The organism is Streptomyces sp. NPDC127114 (assembly GCF_042677525.1).
Lineage (GTDB): Bacteria > Actinomycetota > Actinomycetes > Streptomycetales > Streptomycetaceae > Streptomyces.
Map to the genome: position 1 here is coordinate 46,191 of NZ_JBHXTJ010000004.1, position 20,314 is coordinate 66,504.

14 protein-coding genes are annotated in these 20,314 nt (G+C 74.9%); 9 read left to right on the forward strand and 5 right to left on the reverse strand.

Annotation, left to right across the window (positions count from 1 at the left end; translation table 11 throughout):
* Positions 1-45: 45 nt before the first annotated feature.
* Positions 46-666, reverse strand: a complete 621-nt coding sequence (gene ectA, locus ACFVGS_RS05740; protein ID WP_385691135.1) for a diaminobutyrate acetyltransferase — start codon at positions 664-666, stop codon at positions 46-48.
* A gap of 327 nt (positions 667-993) precedes the next feature.
* Positions 994-1,449, reverse strand: a complete 456-nt coding sequence (locus ACFVGS_RS05745) for a DUF5709 domain-containing protein (protein WP_384412560.1) — start codon at positions 1,447-1,449, stop codon at positions 994-996.
* A gap of 812 nt (positions 1,450-2,261) precedes the next feature.
* On the opposite strand from ACFVGS_RS05745, the gene ACFVGS_RS05750 reads away from it, so the two are divergent.
* Positions 2,262-2,945, forward strand: coding sequence for a hypothetical protein (locus tag ACFVGS_RS05750; RefSeq protein WP_385690707.1), 684 nt, complete (start codon positions 2,262-2,264; stop codon positions 2,943-2,945).
* A 473-nt stretch (positions 2,946-3,418) separates the two neighbouring features.
* The gene (fusA, locus tag ACFVGS_RS05755; RefSeq protein WP_385690710.1) at positions 3,419-5,428 is read left to right on the forward strand and encodes an elongation factor G; all 2,010 of its coding nucleotides are present in this window, start codon (positions 3,419-3,421) and stop codon (positions 5,426-5,428) included.
* Between the two features lie 112 nt (positions 5,429-5,540).
* On the opposite strand, the gene ACFVGS_RS05760 is transcribed toward fusA, so the two are convergent.
* Positions 5,541-5,897, reverse strand: coding sequence for a VOC family protein (locus tag ACFVGS_RS05760; protein WP_385690712.1), 357 nt, complete (start codon positions 5,895-5,897; stop codon positions 5,541-5,543).
* 44 nt (positions 5,898-5,941) lie between these two features.
* Positions 5,942-7,069: a nitric oxide synthase oxygenase gene (locus ACFVGS_RS05765; RefSeq protein ID WP_385691137.1), complete on the reverse strand. Its 1,128-nt coding sequence runs from the start codon at positions 7,067-7,069 to the stop codon at positions 5,942-5,944.
* 494 nt (positions 7,070-7,563) lie between these two features.
* On the opposite strand from ACFVGS_RS05765, the gene ACFVGS_RS05770 reads away from it, so the two are divergent.
* The gene (locus tag ACFVGS_RS05770; RefSeq protein ID WP_385690715.1) at positions 7,564-8,388 is read left to right on the forward strand and encodes a DUF4389 domain-containing protein; all 825 of its coding nucleotides are present in this window, start codon (positions 7,564-7,566) and stop codon (positions 8,386-8,388) included.
* Between the two features lie 130 nt (positions 8,389-8,518).
* On the forward strand, positions 8,519-9,295 hold the full coding sequence (locus tag ACFVGS_RS05775; protein WP_384412541.1) for a DUF4232 domain-containing protein: 777 nt from the start codon (positions 8,519-8,521) through the stop codon (positions 9,293-9,295).
* 121 nt (positions 9,296-9,416) lie between these two features.
* Here the strand turns inward: ACFVGS_RS05775 and ACFVGS_RS05780 are convergent, their stop codons facing one another.
* Complete coding sequence (locus ACFVGS_RS05780) at positions 9,417-9,854, reverse strand: nitroreductase family deazaflavin-dependent oxidoreductase (RefSeq protein ID WP_384412538.1); 438 nt, start codon at positions 9,852-9,854, stop codon at positions 9,417-9,419.
* A 168-nt stretch (positions 9,855-10,022) separates the two neighbouring features.
* Here ACFVGS_RS05780 and ACFVGS_RS05785 point away from each other — a divergent pair, with 168 nt between their 5' ends.
* The 5 genes from ACFVGS_RS05785 to ACFVGS_RS05805 are packed head-to-tail and all read left to right on the forward strand — an operon-like array spanning position 10,023 to position 20,269.
* Positions 10,023-13,628, forward strand: a complete 3,606-nt coding sequence (locus ACFVGS_RS05785; protein WP_385690719.1) for a WGR and DUF4132 domain-containing protein — start codon at positions 10,023-10,025, stop codon at positions 13,626-13,628.
* Positions 13,625-14,728, forward strand: a complete 1,104-nt coding sequence (locus tag ACFVGS_RS05790; protein ID WP_385690722.1) for an AAA family ATPase — start codon at positions 13,625-13,627, stop codon at positions 14,726-14,728. Before ACFVGS_RS05785 ends, ACFVGS_RS05790 begins: the two co-directional genes overlap by 4 nt.
* Entirely contained in the window at positions 14,728-17,103 is a 2,376-nt protein-coding gene (locus ACFVGS_RS05795; RefSeq protein WP_385690725.1) for a DUF5682 family protein, read from the forward strand. Before ACFVGS_RS05790 ends, ACFVGS_RS05795 begins: the two co-directional genes overlap by 1 nt.
* Positions 17,100-18,248: a VWA domain-containing protein gene (locus ACFVGS_RS05800; RefSeq protein WP_385690727.1), complete on the forward strand. Its 1,149-nt coding sequence runs from the start codon at positions 17,100-17,102 to the stop codon at positions 18,246-18,248. The genes ACFVGS_RS05795 and ACFVGS_RS05800 overlap by 4 nt, the downstream gene beginning before the upstream one ends.
* Entirely contained in the window at positions 18,245-20,269 is a 2,025-nt protein-coding gene (locus ACFVGS_RS05805; RefSeq protein WP_385690729.1) for a hypothetical protein, read from the forward strand. Before ACFVGS_RS05800 ends, ACFVGS_RS05805 begins: the two co-directional genes overlap by 4 nt.
* The last annotated feature ends 45 nt before the right edge of the window (positions 20,270-20,314 follow it).

Sequence of the window (20,314 nt, forward strand, 5' to 3'; positions counted from 1 at the left end):
CGCGGGCGGAGTACATCCGTCCGGGCGGATCGGCGGACGGCGGCCCTACGGCAGGGGCGGCGTCAGGGGGCCGATCCGGTAGAGCACCTCCGGCTCGTGGGCCGTGGCGCCCGGAGCGTCGAAGCCCAGGAGCTCGGAGGCCTCGGAGGCGTTGGAGGTCCCGGCGGCGTCGGTGGCCGCGGAGGCGTCGGCGTCGTCCGCGGGGAAGGCGTCGGCGGTGAAGAGGACCTCCCGGGTCAGGGCCGCGCCGTGGCGGCGCGCGAACGAGCGGAACAGCCGGTCCGAGGCCACGTTCCCCGGAGTGACCGTCGCCTCGATCCGGATCGGACCGTGCCCGGCCGCCGCCACCCTCGCGGCCAGGGCGTCGAGCAGTGCACCTGCTACCCCGGATCCGCGATGCGAACCGTCGACGGCCACCTGCCAGACGAAGAGGGTCCCCGGCGCCTCCGGACGCAGGTAGCCGGTGACGAAGCCGAACGGTCGTCCCGTGGTGTCACGGGCGACGGCGGTCGTGGCGGCGAAGTCGCGGCACCACAGCAGGTAGCTGTAGGGCGAGTTGAGGTCCAGGTCCTCGGCCGCGCGGGCGATCCGCCAGAGGTCGGCGCCGTCGGCCGGCCGGGCGGGGCCGATGTCGAGGGCGGTCACCGGGGCCTTCGGGAACGTCATGTGTGCTGCGGTCATGTGGGCCGAAGCTACCGAGCGGTCGAGAGAACTTCCTGGTCCGACGGTCTTGCGCGAACACTGGAGGGTGCGATAGGTGCGCGGGCGGATACCGCCGCGCAAGTCCGTCGCTTCGCGCGGGGTGAATCCGGCGATGCCGGGACAAAATGACCGTTTATAACGGCTGGATAACGCATCCGGGGCGTCTCGTCGGTCCCGTCAAAGTACCGGACAACCTGCGGTGATGCGCGTTTGAAGCGGAGCAGCCGGGTCAGGAGTACGGGTTCGGCGCCACGCCCGGACCATGCGGCACGCCACCGGCAGCCCGCCGGGTCACTCCTCGTCGACCAGGTGTACGGCCGCCTCCTCTGCGGAGGCCGCACCACCGTCGATGCCGACGTCACGTGCGAATCCCTCGAGCGGCGAGAGCGCGCTTCCGTCGTCCATGGCGACGAGACGGCCGGCCCGGCGACCGCCCACCTCACCGTCCAGCGGCTCCCCGTCGGTGTCCGAGGCGTCGCCGATGCCGTCCCAGTCCAGGTTCGGGTCGTCGTCCGGGACCTCCTCGGCGAGCCGCTGGTCCAGGCTCTCGCCCTGCAGCCGCTCGGCCGCGGTGACGCCCGTGTGCTCGACGGCCCAGGGCCGGTCCGGAGGCGCGTATCCCTGGTCGAGCGGGCTGTCGAGCGGACCTTCCAGCGTGTCCGAGGCGTCGAGCAGCCCCGCGTCGTCCTGCACCTCGCTGCCGTCGGGCTGGTAGACGTCGTCGCCCCAGGCCTCGTTCTCGGTCATGCGGAACACTCCAGACACCTCGGCCGCTCGTCGATCACGAGCCGCTTCCATGCTCCGCGCCCCGTCCCCGCCCCGCCACCGCACGACCGCCGCGCGCGTGGCCGTGGGCGGCGGCGTGCCAGGGACCGGGCCGTGGGGCTTTCGCCCGTGAGGTCGTCCGTGGGGGCCGTCGGCCTGTCGGCCCGTCGGTCCGTCGGCCTGTCGGCCGTGGGGCTTTCGCCGGCGGGGTCGTCCGGCGGGGTCGTCCGTGGGCCCGTCGGTCCGTCGGTCCGTCGGCCGTGGGGCTTTCGCCGGCGGGGTCGTCCCGCGGGGTCGTCCGTGGGGCCGTCGTCCGTGGGACCGTCGGCCTACCTGCCCATCGCCCCATCCGCCCGGACGGTGGCGGGGCGGCGGTCGGCCGGTCTGGCGAAGCTGCGCCGGTACGCGTGCGGGCTCACGGCCGCCGCCCACGCAGAGCTCGTCACGCTTGCCTCATGGCAGCCGATCCGGCCACCGTCCCTCTGCGCCCCGTCTCCGCCCTCCCGGGCCCGGCCCACGGCTGCGCCTCACTCTTCGTCGTCGTGGCCACCTGCCGGCTCGCCCGGGCCACGCCGCCGACCAGGGCCGGTCGCCTTCGTGCCCGGCGTCGGCGGCCATCTCGCGCTGCGCCGACCGCGTGCCGGGACCGCCCGTCCGGCGGTCGGATCCGGCCGCCACGACCCTCCAGAGGGACCCGGGATGTGAACCTTCGACGCGCACGGGGTAAAACCATGGCCAACACCCCTCTCACCTGAACGGAAACGCGCGCGTTGAGCATGCTCCCTGGATCACGTGTGCCAGGCAGGACCTGGACGATCCGACTGACCGGTCACCCCGACCACTCCGCGACGGTCACCTGTTCCACGCCGGGCTGCCGCATGCCGGCCCGGTCCAAGGACCTCCAGACCCTGCGGGTCTTCGCCGCCGAGCACGTCCGGGCCCACGCCCGGCTGGCCGCACCGCGGCCCAACGCGGCCTGCGCCTGCGGGGCGAGCGACTGCCGGCACCACGCCGCGCGCACCACGTGCACCGGCCGTACCCTCCTCGTCCTCATCCACAACCCGGCCGTCGCCGAGGTGTGGACCCTCGCGGAGATCTGCCAGGCCTGCGCGCCGCAGATCTCCCACGCGACCGTGCTCGCGGGAGCCGGCGGAGGGGGTGGCGCCCGCGAATCGCTGGCCGCCCGCGCCGCCGCCGCGACTGCGGCCGCCGCCACCGGTGCGGCGGGAGCGTCCACGGGAACGCCCGCGGGCACGTCCGCGGCCCCCGCCCCGGTCGCACCCGTGGCCCCGACCCCTCCTGCCGTCCCGATGATGTTCTCGTCCCCGGAGGCCGCCGGCGGCCCTGTCGCACCCGTACCGTCCCCCCACCGCAGGCGCGCCCGCCGCGGCGGTCAGAGCGGTCAGGGTGGCCAGGGCGGCCGCGGCGGCCAGGGCGGCCAGGGCGGCGGAGGCCGCCGCTCGCGCGGCCGCTCCTGACGACCGCCGCCCGCCGCCCGGCCTCCCTCGTTCGACGGAGGCCGGGTGTCTCGTACGGGACTGTCACGCGGAGCCGGGCCGGGGCTCCGTCCCGTTCCTCCTGCCCGGCGGAACCGCTGCCGAGAAAAACCGGTGTCCCCTCGCGCCCCGCGCTGCCTAGACTCCAGCCCGTACCGCCGAACGGACCATGAAACGAAGGGAGATGACCATGCGCGCCACGCCGACCACCGTCGCCGTCGCCGCCGTCGTCTCCCGCGCCCGGTACGACGTGATCCTGGCCTCTTCGTCGCTCCGGTGCCGGCTGCGCGGCCGCCACCGCTGACCCGCGACGAACCCCGCCCTCGGGCCCGCACGACGGAACGACCGTACGGACTTCACCGTACGGCCCCGTCCGCCTGCCGCGTCCGGCCCCCGCACCGTCACGGGAATCGCGCTGCCCTGCCACCGCATCGCACGCGAAGGACCACCACATCATGCGTACCCGCATCCGCAACCTCGGCATCCTGGCCCACGTCGACGCCGGCAAGACGACGCTCACCGAGCGCTTCCTCTACCTCACCGGCGCCACCCACAAGCGCGGCGAGGTGCACGACGGCACCACTGTCACCGACTTCGACCCGCAGGAACGCGACCGCGGCATCACCATCTTCGCCGCCGCCGTCAGCTGCGACTGGGACGGCCACCGGCTCAACCTCATCGACACGCCCGGGCACGTCGACTTCGCCGACGAGGTCGAACGCGCGCTGCGCGTCCTGGACGGCGCCGTCGCCGTCTTCGACGCCGTCGCGGGCGTCGAACCGCAGAGCGAGTCCGTGTGGCGCCAGGCCGACCGGCACGGCGTACCGCGCCTCGCCTTCGTCAACAAGCTCGACCGCGCCGGCGCCGACCTCGACACCGCCGTGGAGTCGATCCGCACCCGCCTCGGCACCGTGCCGCTGCCCGTACAGCTGCCCATCGGCCGCGAGGACGCCTTCACCGGCGTCGTCGACCTCGTCCGCATGCGCGCGTACACCTGGCGGCCCGGCTCCGACACGTACGAGACCGGCCCCGTGCCGGAAGCACTGGCCGAGGAGGCGGTACGGCGACGGCACCGGCTCGACGAGACCGTCGCCGAACTGCATCCCGCCGCCCTGGAGGAGTTCTGCGCCCACGGCACCCTCGACGAGCGGACGCTGACCGCCGCCCTGCGCGACCTCACCCTCGCCGGCGAGGCCGTGGTGGTCCTGTGCGGCTCCGCCTACCGCAACCGGGGGATCGAGCCGCTGCTCGACGCCGTCGTCGCCTACCTGCCCGCCCCCGCCGACCTGCCGCCGGTACGGGGCGAGCAGCCGGCCGACCCGACGGCGCCGCTCACCGCGCTCGCCTTCAAGGTGACCACCACGCCCACCGGCCGCATGACCTACCTCCGCCTCTACGCGGGCACCCTGCGAAAGGGGGACACCGTGCTCGACACCACCGCCGGCCGCACCGAACGGATCGCCCGCATCCTGCGGGTCCAGGCCGACCGCACCACCGAGGCCGACCACGCCGCCGCCGGAGACATCGTCGCCGTCGTCGGACCGAAGACCGCCCGCACCGGTGCCACGCTCTGCGCACCCGACGCGCCACCCGTGCGCCTCGAACCGCCCGTCTCCGCCGACCCGGTGGTCTCCGTCGCGATCGAGGCCCGGCTCGGGCGCGACACCGAACGCCTCGCCACGGCGCTCGCCCGCCTGACCGAGGAAGACCCCTCGCTCACCGCGCGGACCGATCCCGAATCCGGGCAGACGGTCCTGTCCGGCCTGGGCGAGCTCCACCTGGAGGTCGCCGTGGAGAAGCTGCGCCGCGCCCACGCCCTCGACGTCACCGTCGGCCGGCCGCGCGTCGCCTACCGGGAGACGCCCGCCCAGGGCGTGACCGGCCTGACGTACCGCCACGCCAAACAGGAGGGCGGTGCGGGCCAGTTCGCGGTGGTGGTCCTCGACGTCGCGCCGCTGGACGACGCCGACGGGCAGGAGCAGCCGGACTTCGTCTTCCGCTCGACGGTGACCGGCGGACGCGTTCCGCAGGAGTTCGTCCGCGCGGTCGAGGCCGGCTGCCGTGACGCCCTGGCCGACGGCCCGCTCGCCGGCCACCCGGTGACCGGCGTCCGCGTCACGCTCACCGACGGCGCCACCCATGTGAAGGACTCGTCCGAGCTCGCCTTCCGCACCGCCGGACGGCTCGCCCTGCGCGAGGCCCTGCGCACCGGTGGCACCACCCTGCTGGAACCCGTCGTGGAGGTCACCGTCACCGCGCCCGACAGTGCCGTCGGGACGGTGCTCGGCGACCTGACGGCCCGTCGTGCCCGGATCACCGACTCCACCACCCACGCGGACACGGCGGTCCTGACGGCGACGGTCCCGCTGGCCGCGCTCTTCGGCTACGCGACGCACCTGCGCAGCCGTACCCAGGGCCGCGCCACGTTCACGACCCGCCCGGCGGGTTACTCCCCGGCGGTCTGACGGTTAGAGAGGGGACGTGTCCGCGAGCCCGGAGGCCCGGCGCCACGTGCGCCGGGCCCCTGGGCTCGGGCCCGGGACACGGACCCCTGGACGTGAGCGCGCAGCCCCGCGTTCAGCTCCGGCGTTCGTCGACCGGTGCACCGCCGAAGCCGATCTCGTTCCCGTCAGGGTCACGGAACGTGGCCTTGCGCACCCCGTTCCCGTACGTCTCGCGCTGCATGGGCCGCAGGCCCCGGGCCGCGATGTCGCCGATCACGGTGTCGAAGTCGTCGACGAACAGGGTGTGCATGGCGTGGCCGGCGTGCCCCGGCCGGTGCTCGATGTACAGGGAGCGGTGCTCGGCCACCTCCCACACCGCTTCGGTGTCGTTCGGGTAGAACGTCGGCGGCGAGCCGAACAGCCGCTCGTACCAGACGAGCGCCGAGGCGTAGTCGCTGACGGGGATTCCGGCGAAGAGGTGCACGGCCATGCCACGAGCCTAAGCCGTGATCTCCGGGCCCGCCGGGTCACCCGTCACGCCTCACGGGCGAGGAACGCGGGGCGAAGCGACGGGTCCACCGGGTCGTAGTACCGGTGGAAGACCGGGGTCGCCGAGCCGGACACCGGCGGGACGATCCAGCTCCAGTCAGCGGGTGTCGGCCGGCCGTGCCGGCTCTCCTGCGCGATGTGCCGCAGGAACCGCTCGGACTCGGTGTGGTGGTCCGCCATCGTCACGCCCGCCTCCTGGAAGGAGTGCAGAACCGCGACGTTGAGCTCGACCAGCGCCCGGTCCCGCCACAGCGTGCGCTCGGAGGACCGGTCGAGCCCCAGCCGGTCCGCCACCGCGGGGAGCAGGTCGTAGCGCTCCGCGTCGGCGAGGTTCCGGGCGCCTATCTCCGTTCCCATGTACCAGCCGTTGAAGGGTGCCGCCGGATACCGGATGCCGCCGATCTCCAGAACCATGTCGCTGATGGCCGGCACCGTGTACCAGCGCAGCCCGAGCTCGGCGAACCACGCGTGGTCGGGATGCCGCAGCGGCACCTCCGTCACGGCCCCGTCCGGCAGCTCGTGCCACTCCGGTCGTGCTCCGGGCCGCTCCCGCACCATCAGCGGCAGCACCTGGAACGCCTCGTCGTCCCGCTTCCATCCCAGGTCAGCGGCCTCAGCGGTGAGCCCGGCGCTCCGCGGGTCGCCGATCCAGCGGCCCTCCGCCGTGCGGTGCCCGGCGTAGCGCACCAACTGGTCGTTGACGATCCGAGGCCCGGGGCGTCCCGGCCGGTCCGGCGCGAACACCGAGACGACCGGCCGGATCCGGCCGCCGTTCCCCGCCTGCCGCAGATGCTCGAAGCACTGCTCGGCGATCGCGTCGGCGGCCGTGACCTCCCGCAGGTCCCGGACCACGAGACTCCGCCAGTAGAGCCGTCCGATGCACCGGGCCGCGTTCCGCCACGCCACCCGGGCCCCGAAGGCCAGCTCGGCGGGGGAGTGGGTGTACGTGCCGGTGCGGCCGATCTCGGTCAGCACCTCGCGCAGCCGTCGCTCCACGTCGCCCGCCTGCGGCTGCTCCTGGTGGAACTGACGGACGAAACGCTCGGCCTCCTGCCGGAGGGGCCCGACGGCGCCGGGGGCGACCGCGGGCGGCGCGGGCGCGGGCGGAGGCACGTACGGGCAGGCGCCGGGGCCGACGGGAGCGAGGCGAGTGACGGGGCCGACGGGGCCGACGGCTGCGGCGGGTGCGGACTTGCGACGGCGACTGAGACTGAAGACCAAGGTGTTCCCTCCCTGGCCCCATGACTACCGCACGAAGTCGCGCGAGTGTGGAGAGTAGTCGAACTCCGCCCGGTGGCGGCCTCCGCGCTGCTAAAGTGCCCCCTCTCCGGCGGCGGCCCTTCCGGGCCCGGGGACGGCAGACCTCCCGCGCCCCGAAGACAGGCGGCGCCTCCCGCGACCGGGCGAACGGCGGTCCCTCCCGCGATCGGGCGACGGCGGTTCCCCACCTGGCCCCCGTGGCGGTGCGAGGCACGGCCTCCCGCGCCAGGATCGAGACGACCTCGTACGACGAGGCGCGCCGAGGTACGCGAGGTACCTGAGGCACGCGAGGTACGCCGAGGCACGACGACACCACGGGACGAAGCCCGCAGGATACGGAGGCTGCCATGGCCACAGGTTGGGAACCGCGTCCCGTGGCGGACGACGAGGCGGGAGAGTTCCGCCCGGCCCTGGACGTGCCCGCTCCCGGGCGGCAGCGACGCTGGACGGTGTTCCTGCGGTGGCTGCTGCTCCTGCCGCAGTTCATCGCGGTCGTGCTGCTGTCGGTCGTCGCCTTCTTCGTGACGATCGCCGGCTGGTTCGCCGCGCTGGTCCTCGGCCGGCTGCCCGACCCCATCGCGACCGTCCTCGGCGACATCCTCGCCTACCAGACGCGCGTCAACGCGAGCTCGAGCCTGCTCGTCGACCGCTATCCGCCGTTCGCCTTCGACGCCCCGGACTATCCGGTACGCATCGAGCTGCGCCGCACGCCGCTCAACCGGCTCGCGGTGCTGTTCCGGCTGATCCTGATGATCCCGGCGGCGATCGTGAGCAGCCTCGCGCAGTCCGGCTGGCTCGCCGTCAGCTGGGTGTTCTGGCTGATCGGCATCGTCCTCGGACGGCTGCCCGAACCGGTGTTCGCCGCGACGGCGGCCGTCGTGCGCTTCCGGATGCGGTTCAGCGCGTACGTGATGATGCTGACGCCCGTCTACCCGAAGGGCATCTTCGGCGACGAGCCCGCCCCCGCGGCCCAGCAGCCGCACTCGGCCACGCGCCCGCTCCTCCTGGGCACGCCGGCGAAGGTCCTGGTCTGGCTCTTCCTGCTGCTCGGGCTCGCGGGCCACATCGCCAACGGCACGGTCACCCGCACCGACGACGACGGCTACGCCCGCTCGAGCGCCTCCGTCGCCCCCGGCCGGCCGCTCGACCAGGGACCTTCCGGCGGACGATGATCGTCTTTCGTCATGGGCGCGTCACGGAACCGCCACAGCGGCCTGCGGTGGGAACCGCCCGAGGCGGCGGACCGTGTACCAGCAAGCGAGTGCCGGTACGGAACCGGTCGTGAACCTCGGGGAGCACCACATGCAGTACACAGCAGGCATCGGCCGGACCGCGGCGGCGCTGGCGACGGCCCTGGCGGCCGCGGCTCTGATGACGGGCTGTACGCCGACCGGCGACGCAGGCGCGGCCGGCGACCCGTCGACGCCGCCCACGGCCTCGGCCCCGGCCGAACCCACGCCCACCGGCGGCGACAAGGGCGGAACGACCAGCGGCGGCGGGAGCAGAGGCTCCACGGGCGGCACGTCCTCCTCGGGCGGGGGCTCCACCGGCGGCACGTCGTCGGGCGGTTCCTCCTCCGGTGGTTCCTCATCGGGCGGTTCCTCCTCCGGCGGAACCGGCGCCGGGGCGCAGAAGCCGTGCGCGATCGACGACATCAAGGTATCCGAGGCGCACCAGGCCGACGTCCGCCCGCCGGGCACGGGGACCGGAGCCGCCGTCGTCTCCGTCACCAACACCTCGGCGTCCGCCTGCAAGGTGTACGGCTACCCGACGGTCGCGGCGGCGGGCAACGGCTCACCGGACAAGAACAAGCCGCTGCCCACCACCCACACCGGCCCCGCCGCGACCAACGTCCTGCTGACCCCGGGCGCCCGCGCGTGGACGAAGCTCACGTTCGTCCAGGTCCAGGGCGAGGCGGACGGCTACTGCGCATCCGGCGCGACCCCGGCCACCTACCCGACGATGGTCATCGGCGTACTCGGTGCCGGGAAGCACCAGATCGCCATGGACGACGGCGTCTTCGCCTTCTGCGACGACAAGGTGACCGTCACCGCCTGGTCCTCCGTCAAGCCCTCGTAACGACACGCCCGTCCCCGGCCCGCCCCCTGTGCCCGGTCCGCGCCCCGCGCCGACCGGGCCACCGCGGCCGGACCTCAGCCGAAGGGCGTTGCCTAACCGGTGCGGACGTGGTGCGAGTGAGTCAGCCCACGGGCTCCGCGACGAAGAGCGGGATCTCGCGCTCGGTCCTGCGCTGGTAGTCGGCGTAGTCGGGGAACGCCGCCACCGCCCGCTCCCACCACACCCGCCGCTCCTCGCCCGACACGAGCCGCGCCCTCATGTCCCACACCTTCGGTCCGTCACGCAGCTCCACCAGCGGAGCGGCGAGCAGGTTGTGGTACCAGACGGGATGCTTCACGGCGCCGCCGTTCGACGCGACCAGCGCGTACGCCCCCTCGTGCTCCACCCGCATCAGGGGCGTCTTGCGGAGCTTTCCGCTCTTCGCCCCGACGTTGGTGACCAGGACCACCGGCAGCCCTCGCATCGTCGTGCCCTTGGTCCCGCCTGACGACTCGTACAGCTCGACCTGGTTCCGCACCCACTCCGCCGGACTCGGCTCGTACACACCTTCAAGCGCCATCTCGACCTCCTTGCCCACCGCAAACGCCGATGTGCACGCGGCTATTCCGTGTCTCGGCGGGATGCCCGTGCCCGGTGCCGGGTGCCCGCTTCCGGCGGTCGGCGGCGGCGTTGTCAGTGCCGCTGGTTACTGTGCGAGCAGTTGATCTCGTGCACAAGGGGAGGGCCCGTGCGGCGTTGGGAGCATGCCGGTGACGGCTCGGCGAAGTTCTGGGAGGCCGGTGTCGACGGCACGTCGGTGACGGTGCGCTTCGGGCGTGTCGGCACGGCGGGCCAGACCCGGGTCAAGGAGTTCGAGAGCGTCGACGCCGCCGAGTCCTATCTGGTCAGGACCATCGGCGAGAAGGAGCGCAAGGGATACGCCGCCGTCGGCGATGCCCCCGGCACGCCTGCCGCCACGGTCGGCGGGCCCGCCCCGGCACCCGCCGGGACCGACGTGGCGGCCCCGCTCGCACGGCCCGACGAGGACACCTTCACGCTGCCCGCCGCATGGAAGCGGAACCTCCGCCCGCGGCGCGGCGGGACCCCCGTCACGGTCCGCCCGGTCGAGGACGGCGGCGCCGCGCGCCTGCAGCAGTGGCGCACGCAGTTCACCGTGAGCGTCGACCGCGGGCTCGCCGGCGTCGACAGCGACGCCGGTCTCGTCGACGCCGCCCGCGCCCACGAGACCGGCCGGCCCGACCCCAGGGGCGCCGCCGTGATCGGCACCCTGTTGTACGAGGTGGACCGCGGCGCGCTCGCCGACGCCTGGGCCGGCGCCCACGGCCTGCCGTTCGCCGCGTGCGCCGCCGTCGAACTCCTCGAGTGCCGCCGGCAGTGGAAGCAACAGCCGAACATGACCACCGCCTACGGTGTCGAAACCGCGCCGGAGCACGAGAACCAGTGGCAGCGCCACACCGGCTATCTCGCCCTCGACCGCGTCCGTGCCCTGCTCGCCGTCACGGACGACGACACCTACGCCGCCGCCGTCACCGCCCTCGCCGAGCACCGCACCAGCCCCCGCCGCAAGGCCTCGGTCGGCTACCTCGTCCCCACCGAACAGCACTGGGTCGAGGAGTGCCTGGCCGACACGGCCGTCCGCGAACACCCCCACCTGTGGGTACGGGACCTGGTGCTCTGCTCGGTGGGCTCCGCCTCCCACATCGCGGCCTACGGAGGACGCGTCGACCTCGGATGGCGCGGCTGGACCGCCGCGACCGTGGCCACCGTCGCCGACGCCGTGGGCCCGCTGACGGCCCCGCTGATCGCGGCCGAACTCGACCGGCCGTACCTCGACACCGAGGACACCAAGGCGATGGCCGGCGCACTCGCCGAACTCCCCGTCGACGAGGCCTTCCAGGCCCTCCTCGACCGGCTCGGCGACAAGCACGTGCGGGCCGCGGCCGCCGCCGCGGCCCGCCGCTTCCCCGTCCGCGCGCTCCGGCTGCTCGCCGCGACGGCGAAGGGCGCCGGCACGCACGCGGCCACGGCCCGCCGGATGCTCGCCGCACACGTGGCCGCCCACCAGCAGCTCGTGCTCGACGTCCTCCCGGAACTCCCCGCGGACGTCGCCGAGACCGTACGGCCGCTCACCGAGGGACCCGATCCGGCTGACGAAGCACCCCTGGACGCCCTGCCCGCGCTGCTCACCAGCCCGCCGTGGACCGCGAAGCGCACCACCGTGAAGCCGAAGGTCGTCGAAGGACTCGTGCCCCCGGCGGTCTCCCGCATCGACTGGCTGCCCGAGGAACGGGCCGGCTGGGCCCGCGCCGAGTCCTGGGTCAGCGGCTGGCAGCCGTACCAGCCCATGGAGAAACTGCTCGAAGCGCTCCGCAAGGGAACCCTCCCGGACTGGCACGCCGTCGGCGTGTTCACCCACGGCCCCGCCGAGGCCGTCCGACCCTTCCTCGCCGAGTGGAAGGGCCTGGACTACTCCTACGACGGGGCGAACGTCTTCAAGCCGATGATCGCCGCCCACGAACTCGCCGCCCTGCCGGCCGCGCTCCGCATGGCGACCCGCGAGCCCACTCACCTGGCCCCGATCCTGCTGCCCTTCCTCGACACCCAGGTGGCCCGCCTGATGGCGGACTGGCTGCACCGCCTCAAGACGGCCGGACGCACCGCCCGCGGCTGGTTCGCCCGGCACGGCGCGGACGCCGCCCGGCTGCTCGTGCCCGACGCGGTCGGCGCCCCGGGACCCGCCAGGACGGCCGCCGAAGGCGCGCTGCGGGCCGTCGCCGCCACCCACGGAGCGGACAGCGTGCGCACCGCGGCGAAGGAGTACGGCGAGGAGGCCGCCGCGGCGGTCGAGACCCTCCTCGCCTCCGACCCGCTGGTGACCGCCCTGCCCGCCCGGATGCCGAAGCCCGTCGCCTGGGCCGAGCCGCGGGTGCTGCCCCGCCCGCGCCTGCGGAACGGCGGCGCCGCCCTCCCCGCCCAGGCCGTCGGTCACGTCCTGACCATGCTCGCCGTCTCCAAGCCCGGCGCGCCCTACCCCGGCGTCGCCCGGCTGCGCGAACTGTGCACAGCCGCGTCGCTCGCCGAGTTCGCCTGGGCGCTGTTCGAGGAGTGGCGCATCGTCGGCATGCCGCCCAAGGAGGCCTGGGCACTGCACGCGCTCGGCTGGCTCGGCGACGACGACACCGTGCGCGCGCTGACCCCCGTCATCCGCGCCTGGCCCGGCGAAGGAGCCCACCAGCGCGCCGTCGAAGGGCTCGACGTGCTCGCCGCGATCGGCACCGACACGGCCCTCGTGCACCTTCACGGCATCTCCCAGCGGGTGAAGTTCAAGGCCCTCAAGCAGCGCGCCCAGGAGAAGATCGCCGACGTCGCGGCCGAACTCGGCCTGACCGGCGAGCAGCTCGCCGACCGGCTGGTGCCCGACCTCGGCCTGGACCCCGACGGCAGCACCGTCGTGGACTACGGCACCCGGCGCTTCACCGTCGGCTTCGACGAGCAGCTCAAGCCGTACGTCCGCGACGAGGCCGGCAGCCGCCTCAAGGACCTGCCCAAGCCGGGCGTGCGCGACGAGACGGAACGCGCCACCGCCGAGCGCAAGCGGTTCATGACCCTCAAGAAGGACGTCCGTTCCGTCGCCGCCGACCAGGTGCGGCGTCTGGAGTCGGCGATGGTCCAGGGCCGTTCCTGGACCGGAGCCGAGTTCCGTCAGCTCTTCGTCGAGCACCCGCTGGTGTGGCACCTCGCGCGCCGGCTGGTCTGGCACGCCGAGCACGAGGGCCGCGGCCTCGCCTTCCGCATCGCCGAGGACCGGACCTACGCGGACGTGGACGACGAGACCGTGAGCGTCGCGGACTCGGCCACCGTCACCCTGCCGCACCCGCTGCACCTCACGGAGGAACTCGACGGCTGGGCCGAGCTGTTCGCCGACTACGAGATCGTCCAGCCGTTCCCGCAGCTGGGCCGGCCCGTGCACACGGCGACCGAGGAGGAGGCCGCGGGCGCCCGGCTCACCCGGTTCGAAGGCGTCACCGTCCCCGTCGGCAAGCTCCTCGGCCTGCAGAAGCGCGGCTGGGAGCGGGGCGAGCCCCAGGACGCCGGCGTGGAGCGCTGGTTCTCCCGCCGGCTCGGTCCCGAGCGCCATCTCGTCATCGAGCTGGACCCGGGCATCGCCGTCGGCCTCATCAGCGAGTTCCCCGACCAGAAGCTGGACACCGTCTGGCTCGACAAGCAGCCCGGCGACCACTGGGCCTCCCGCGCGTACCCGCTGCGCTTCGCCGACCTCGACCCCGTGACCGTCTCCGAAATCCTCGCCGACCTCACGGAGCTGACCTCGTGACCGCCCTCCCCGAGCAGGAGCAGCGACTCCAGCGCCCGCCCGCCGAGGTCCGCCACGCCGAGGAGCTGGCCGCCCTGCGCGCCGCCGACACCGACCCGCGCCCGCCGGGCTGGCAGCTGAGCCTGCGCGCCGCCCGCCGGTTCGTCATCGGCGACCACGAAGCGGGCATCAGCCGGAAGTTCGTCGGCGACACCGCGCTCGTCGAGCGCGCCCTGGTCACCCTGGCGACCAACCGCGGCCTCATGCTCGTCGGCGAACCCGGCACCGCCAAGTCCCTGCTGTCCGAACTCGTGGCGGCGGCCGTGTCCGGCGACTCCACGCTCGTCGTCCAGGGCGGCGCCGCCACCACCGAGGACCACATCAAGTACTCGTGGAACTACGCCCTCCTCGTGTCCGAAGGCCCTTCCGAGCGCTCGCTCGTGCCGGCCCCCATGCTGAAGGGCATGGCGGAAGGACGCCTCGTCCGCTTCGAGGAGATCACCCGCTGCCCGCTCGAAGTGCAGGACTCCCTGCTCTCCCTGCTCTCCGAACGGGTCGTCGCCGTACCCGAGCTCGAGGGCCCGCAGGGCATGGTCTTCGCCCGGCAGGGGTTCAACGTGATCGCCACCGCCAACACCCGCGACCGCGGCGTCAACGAGATGAGCGCCGCCCTCAAGCGCCGCTTCAACTTCGAGACCGTCTTCCCCATCACGGACCTCGACACCGAGATCGCCCTCGTCGAGGCGGAGGCCACCGCCCTGCTGCGCCGCTCGGGCGTCACCGTGGCACCCGACCGGGAGGTCCTCGAAGTCCTCGTCACCACCTTCCGCGAACTGCGCTCCGGCGCCGCCCACGACGGCGGCGGCACCGACCGGCTCTCGGCCGTCATGAGCACCGCCGAGGCGGTCTCCGTCGCCCACGCGGTCGGCGTCCGCGGCTGGTTCCTGCGCGGCGAGCCCGGCGACGCGGCCGACGTCGTCACCTGCCTCGCGGGCACGGCCGCCAAGGACAGCCCCGAGGACCTGGCCCGGCTGCGCCGGTACCTGGAGCAGCGGGTCTCCGGGCGGCGCGGCGCCCAGTGGAAGGCGCTGCACGCGGCCCGGCACCTGCTGGCGGGCTGATGACCGTCACGTACCTCGGCGTGCGCCACCACTCACCCGCCTGCGCCCGCCTCGTCGCCCGCGCCATCGAGGAACTGCGGCCCGCGCACGTGCTGGTCGAGGGCCCGTCCGACCTCAACGGGCGCCTCGACGAGCTGCTGCTCGGCCACGAGCTGCCCGTCGCCGTGTTCAGCCACTACCGCGACGCGGAGCGGGCCGCGACCTCCTGGACCCCGCTGTGCGACTACTCGCCCGAGTGGATCGCCCTCACGCGGGGCCGGGCCGCCGGGGCCGAGGTCCGGTTCATCGACCTGCCCGCCTGGCACCCCGCGTTCGAGGGCCGCGCCAACCGGTACGCGGACGCCGAGGCGCGCTACGCCGACGCGACCGCCCGGCTCTGCCGCCGCTTCGGCGTGGACTCGGTGGACGCCCTGTGGGACCGGATGGCCGAGGCCGACCCGGACGCCGCCGACCTGACGGCCCGCCTGGAGACGTACTTCGACGTCGTCCGCGGCGACACCGAGACCGACGCGTCGGACCGGGCCCGCGAGGAGTACATGGCCTCGTGGGTCCGCGCGGCGCGCGCCGCCGCCGGTGACCGGCCGGTCCTGGTGGTCACCGGCGGGTTCCACCGCCCCGCGATCCGCCGCCTCGCCGAACGACCGCCCACCGACGGCCCGGACACCGGCAGCCGAGACGGGACCTGGCCCGAGGTGCCCGCCGCGCCCGAGGACGCCGTCACGGGCAGCTTCCTCGTGCCCTACTCCTTCCGTCAGCTCGACGCGTTCGCCGGCTACGAGTCGGGCATGCCCTCGCCCGCGTACCACCAATGGCTCTGGGAGGACGGCCGGGAGGCGGCGGGCGACCGGCTCGTGCGGTCGGTCGTCGGACGCCTGCGGGACCGCGGCCATCCCGTGTCGACGGCCTCCCTCGTCGCCGCACGCACCTCGGCGCTCGCGCTCGCGGCCCTGCGCGGACACCCCGGCCCCGCCCGCCTCGACCTGCTCGACGCGCTCGCCGGAGCGCTGGTCACGGAGGCCCTCGACGAACCGCTGCCCTGGACCCGGCGCGGCCCGCTGCGGCCCGGATCGCACCCGGTCGTGGTGGAGATGGTGGCGGCGTGCGGAGGCGACCGGGTCGGCAGACTCCACCCGGACACCCCCGTCCCGCCGCTCGTCCACGACGTGACGGCCCGGCTCGCCGCCCTCGGGCTCGACACCGGCCGGCCCGTGACGGCCCGCCTGACCGAACCGTCAGGGCGCGAGCGCAGCCGCGTCCTGCACCGGCTGCGCGTGCTCGGCGTCCCCGGACACGAGCGGGTCTCCGGCCCGTCGCACGGCACCGACCCGGTCGTCGAGGAGCGCTGGGAACCACGTCCGCCGGCGGGCCGCGAGGCCGCGCTGATCGAGGCCGGCGGCTTCGGCGCCCGGCTCGACGAGGCGGCCGTCGTGGCCCTCGGCGACCACGCCACGGCCGCCGGAACCGACTGCGGACGCCTGGCCGACGTCCTGTTCGACGCCGTGGTGTGCGGCGCGACCGAGCTGGCCGGGCCCCTGATCGCCCGACTGCGGTCGGGCCTCGGCGGGGCCGCCCGGCCGGGCCCGCTGGGCACGGCCCTCGCCACCGCGCTCGGCCTCTGGCGACACGACCGCGTCTACGGGGTGGCCCGCGACCCGCTGCTGGGCGCCGTCGTCGACACCGCCGTGTCCCGCGTGCTCTGGCTCGTCGAAGGCACCGGCGGCGCGACGGCCTCGACCGGCCCCGACCGCGAGCGGCTGCGCGCCCTCGCCGCGGTCCGCGACGCCTACCTCCACGCCGACACCCTCCTCACCGTGCCGCGCGAGGCCGCCGTCGACGTGTTCCGGCGCGTCAGCCGCGACGCCCTGGCGCCCCCGGACCTGCGGGGCGCGGCCTTCGGACTGTGCCGCGTCCTGGACACGGCACAGCACACCGCCGGGCGGGGCACCGACGACGACCCGGACACCCGACGGCAGGCGCCGGAGCACGCCGAACCCGCCGTCGCCGTACGGGCCGTCAGCGAGCCGCGCGTCCTCGGCGACTGGCTCACCGGTCTCTTCGCCGTCGCCCGCGAAGAGCTCGGCGCGACGCCGGGGCAGCGCGGGCCGCTCGTCGCGGCCCTCGACGAGCTCGTGGCCGCCATGACGGAGACCGACTTCCTCGTCGCCCTGCCCTCCCTCCGGGACGCCTTCGCCTGGTTCCCGCCCGCGGAACGGGAGCAGATCGCCGCCCGCCTGATCGAACGCCGCGGACTGCGCGGCTCCTCCCGCGCCCTTCTCCGCACCGCCGCCGACCCGCTGCTGGTCGCACGGGCACGGGAACTGGAGGACCACGTGTCACGCACCCTCGACCGCTTCGGCCTCGGAGCCACCCGATGACGCCCGCGAACGCCACCCCGGCCGCCGACGAAGGCCTGGAGCGGTGGCGGCTCATCCTCGGCGCGCCCGCCGAGCGCCACACCGGGCCCCTCGGCGCCACCGCCGCCGCCCGGGACGCGGCCCTCGACTGGCTGTACGGCCGTGACGCCGAGCAGGCCCGTCGAGGAGTGCGCGGCACCGGCCGCGAGGGCGGCGACGGCGCCTCCGCCGTGACGCCCGTGGACTGGCTCGACGACATCCACCGCCTTTTCCCCCGCGAGACCGTGGAGCGCCTCGAGCGGGACGCCGTCGAGCGCTACGAGATCCACGAGATCGTCACCGACCCGGCCGTCCTCGAACGCGTGGAACCCGACCAGGCGCTCCTCAAGGCGGTCCTGCGCACCAAGCACCTGATGAACCCCGAGGTGCTGCGCCTCGCCCGCCGCATCGTCGAGACCGTGGTGCGGCGCCTCATGGAGCGGCTCACGCCCGAGGTGCGCCGCTCCTTCACCGGCACCCGTTCGCGCCGCCCCAGCCGTCTCGCCCTCGCCCGCGACTTCGACTTCCACGGCACCGTCCGAGCCAACCTCGCCCACTACCGGCCCGAAGAGCGCCGGCTGCTCATCCAGCGTCCGCGTTTCCACTCCCGCACCCGCCGGCACCTGGAGCAGTGGCAGCTGATCCTCCTCGTCGACCAGTCCGGCTCCATGGCCGACTCCGTCATCCACTCCGCCGTGACGGCCGCGAGCCTGTGGGGACTGCCCGGGCTGAAGACCCACCTGGTCGCCTTCGACACCTCTGTGGTCGACCTGACCAGCGACGTCACCGACCCCGTCGAGCTCCTCATGCGGGTACAGCTCGGCGGCGGCACGGACATCGCCCGCGCCGTCGCGTACGGCACCGGGCTCGTCGACAACCCGCGCCGCGCCATCGTCGCGCTCGTGACCGACTTCTACGAGGGCGGCGACGCCTACCGGCTGGTGCGCGGCGTCCGCGCGCTCGTCGAACAGGGCACCACCGTGCTCGGACTCGCCGCCCTCGACGAGGAGGCCCGGCCCGCCTACGACCGGCAGACCGCCCAGCGCCTCGCCGACGCGGGCGCGCACGTCGGCGCCATGTCACCCGGCCAACTCGCCGAGTTCGTCGCGGAGAGGCTCGGCCGATGACCCGAACCGACCTGCTCGCCCTGGACACCACCACCCTCGCCGCGCTCGCCAACCGCGGACTCGTCAAGCGCGCCGCCAAGGACCTCGACGCCGGCGCGGGCGCCACCGTCACCACCGGCCCCGAGGGCGCCCTCACCGGCGCCTTCCCCGACGGCACCACCGTTTCCCTCGCACCCGCCGCGGGACTCGACCAGGGCGTGTGCAGCTGCGGCGCGCCCGGCGTCTGCCGCCATCTCCTCGGCCTCGTCCTCGCCCACCAGAGAGCCCACACCCTCCCTCCGCAGACCGGCGACAGCGCCGGTGGAGGCCACGCCGACGGCACCCGACCGGACACGCCACCGCCGCCGTGGCAACCCTGGTCCCCGGGTGCCACGGACGACGAGACACTGACCGCCGCCGTAGGCGCCCGCGCCATGGCCACCGCCCGCCGCACCCTGGCCCGCGGCTACACCGCACGCCTGCGCCACCCCACGCCCGACGAGCCCGCCGCCGTCGCCGAACTGCCCACGTGCACCGTCCGCTTCCCGGTACGGGACGGGGTCGCCCACGCCGTCACGGACGCCGCCGACGCCCTGCGCGGCGAGTCGATCGCGCTCGCCGTGTGGGCGTTCCGCGCCGCGCTCGAGGCGAGCCCGGGCGACCCGCCGCGCCAGGTCGACGTCGGCGGCCGTACGGTCACGGCGGCCCGCGCCGCCGCCCTGGCCTCGGCCGGCTCCCTCGCGGCCGAACTGCTCCTCGACGGCGCCGCGCACACCGGCCCCGTCCTCACGGCCACGGTCGGCCGGATCCGCGACGAGCTGTCCGCAGCCGCCCTGCACTGGCTTGCGGGCATCCTCACGGACATCGCCGTCCAGGTCGGGCAGTACGCCGAGCGCGGCGCCCGCTTCCGCGCCGAGGAGCTGGCCGCCCTGCTCGCCGAGCTCGACGCCCGGACCCGGGCCGGCGGCGGAGGACTCGCGGAGGCGCAGGTCCTCGGCACCGGAGAGCGGGGCGACACCCCGCTGCGCCGGGTCCGGCTCACCGCCCTCGGCTGCCGCGTCTCCGGCACCCCGGCCGACCGCACGGCGGAGGTGTTCCTCGCCCACGGCGGAGCCGGCATCGCGCTCGTGCTGCGCCGCCGTTGGCCCCTGGCCGAAGGCCAGGAGCCGGCCGGACACGACCTGGCCGCACGCCGCCTCCTGGGCACCACCCTGCGCGCCGTCGCCACCGGCAACCTGGTCAGCGAGAGCGCCTCGCGCACACCGGGACGCACCGTCTCCATCGGCGGCGGCAGGCTGGCCGCCACGAGCGTGACCCCGGTCGGCGCGTCCTGGGCCGAGCTCCCCGAGCCGCTGCTCGTACGGGACTTCGCCGCCCACGCCGCGGCACTGCGCGAGCTGCCGCCCCGCTTCCTACGCCCCCGCATCGAGGCCGACACGGTCCGCGTGGTCGAGATCCACGCGGTCGAGGACATCGGCTACGACCCGGCACGCCAGCAGCTCACCGCCACGGTCCGCGACGCCCACGGCACACCGGCCACGGTGGCCGCGCCCCACAACCCGTACGCGCCCGGCGGACTCGACGCGCTCGCCGCCGCCCTGCGCGGCGAGCACGGCGTCCTGCGCCACCTCAGCTGCACCGTCCGCGCCGCAGGCGACGGTCTCGTGCTCGACCCGATCGCGGCACTCACCGGCGACGGCGTCCTCGTCCCCGACCTCGCGCCCCCGGCCCCCACGTCACCCCTCGGCCCGACCTCCCACCCCGTACCGGGCGATCCGGTCACCGCCGCCCTGGAGTCCGGCCTCGCCGCCCTGTCCGCCGCGACTGTCCACGGCCTGCGCCGGCTGCCCGAAGGCGCCCGCACCGCCCTCGACGACGCGGCGGCCGGCCTGGCCCGCATCGGCCTGACCACCGCCGCCGCGCACCTGCGCGCGATACCGGCGGCCCTGACCGGCCAGGGCCCCGAGGCGGCCGTACGGCTCTGGCTCGACGCGGAGCTGTACCTCCTCACCGCCCAGGAGCTGCACGCCCGTACCGCCTGAACGGCCGACCGGGGGAGCCGACCGGCACCCCGGTGCGCCGACCGC

Excerpts from the sequence above, each read along its gene's own strand:
- fusA (WP_385690710.1), top strand. The coding sequence starts at position 3,419 with ATGCGTACCCGCATCCGCAACCTCGGCATCCTGGCCCACGTCGACGCC.
- ACFVGS_RS05800 (WP_385690727.1), top strand. The coding sequence starts at position 17,100 with ATGACGCCCGCGAACGCCACCCCGGCCGCCGACGAAGGCCTGGAGCGG.
- ACFVGS_RS05760 (WP_385690712.1), bottom strand. The coding sequence starts at position 5,897 with ATGGCCGTGCACCTCTTCGCCGGAATCCCCGTCAGCGACTACGCCTCG.
- ACFVGS_RS05795 (WP_385690725.1), top strand. The coding sequence starts at position 14,728 with ATGACCGTCACGTACCTCGGCGTGCGCCACCACTCACCCGCCTGCGCC.
- ACFVGS_RS05745 (WP_384412560.1), bottom strand. The coding sequence starts at position 1,449 with ATGACCGAGAACGAGGCCTGGGGCGACGACGTCTACCAGCCCGACGGC.
- ACFVGS_RS05805 (WP_385690729.1), top strand. The coding sequence starts at position 18,245 with ATGACCCGAACCGACCTGCTCGCCCTGGACACCACCACCCTCGCCGCG.
- ectA (WP_385691135.1), bottom strand. The coding sequence starts at position 666 with ATGACGTTCCCGAAGGCCCCGGTGACCGCCCTCGACATCGGCCCCGCC.
- ACFVGS_RS05770 (WP_385690715.1), top strand. The coding sequence starts at position 7,564 with ATGGCCACAGGTTGGGAACCGCGTCCCGTGGCGGACGACGAGGCGGGA.
- ACFVGS_RS05775 (WP_384412541.1), top strand. The coding sequence starts at position 8,519 with ATGCAGTACACAGCAGGCATCGGCCGGACCGCGGCGGCGCTGGCGACG.
- ACFVGS_RS05780 (WP_384412538.1), bottom strand. The coding sequence starts at position 9,854 with ATGGCGCTTGAAGGTGTGTACGAGCCGAGTCCGGCGGAGTGGGTGCGG.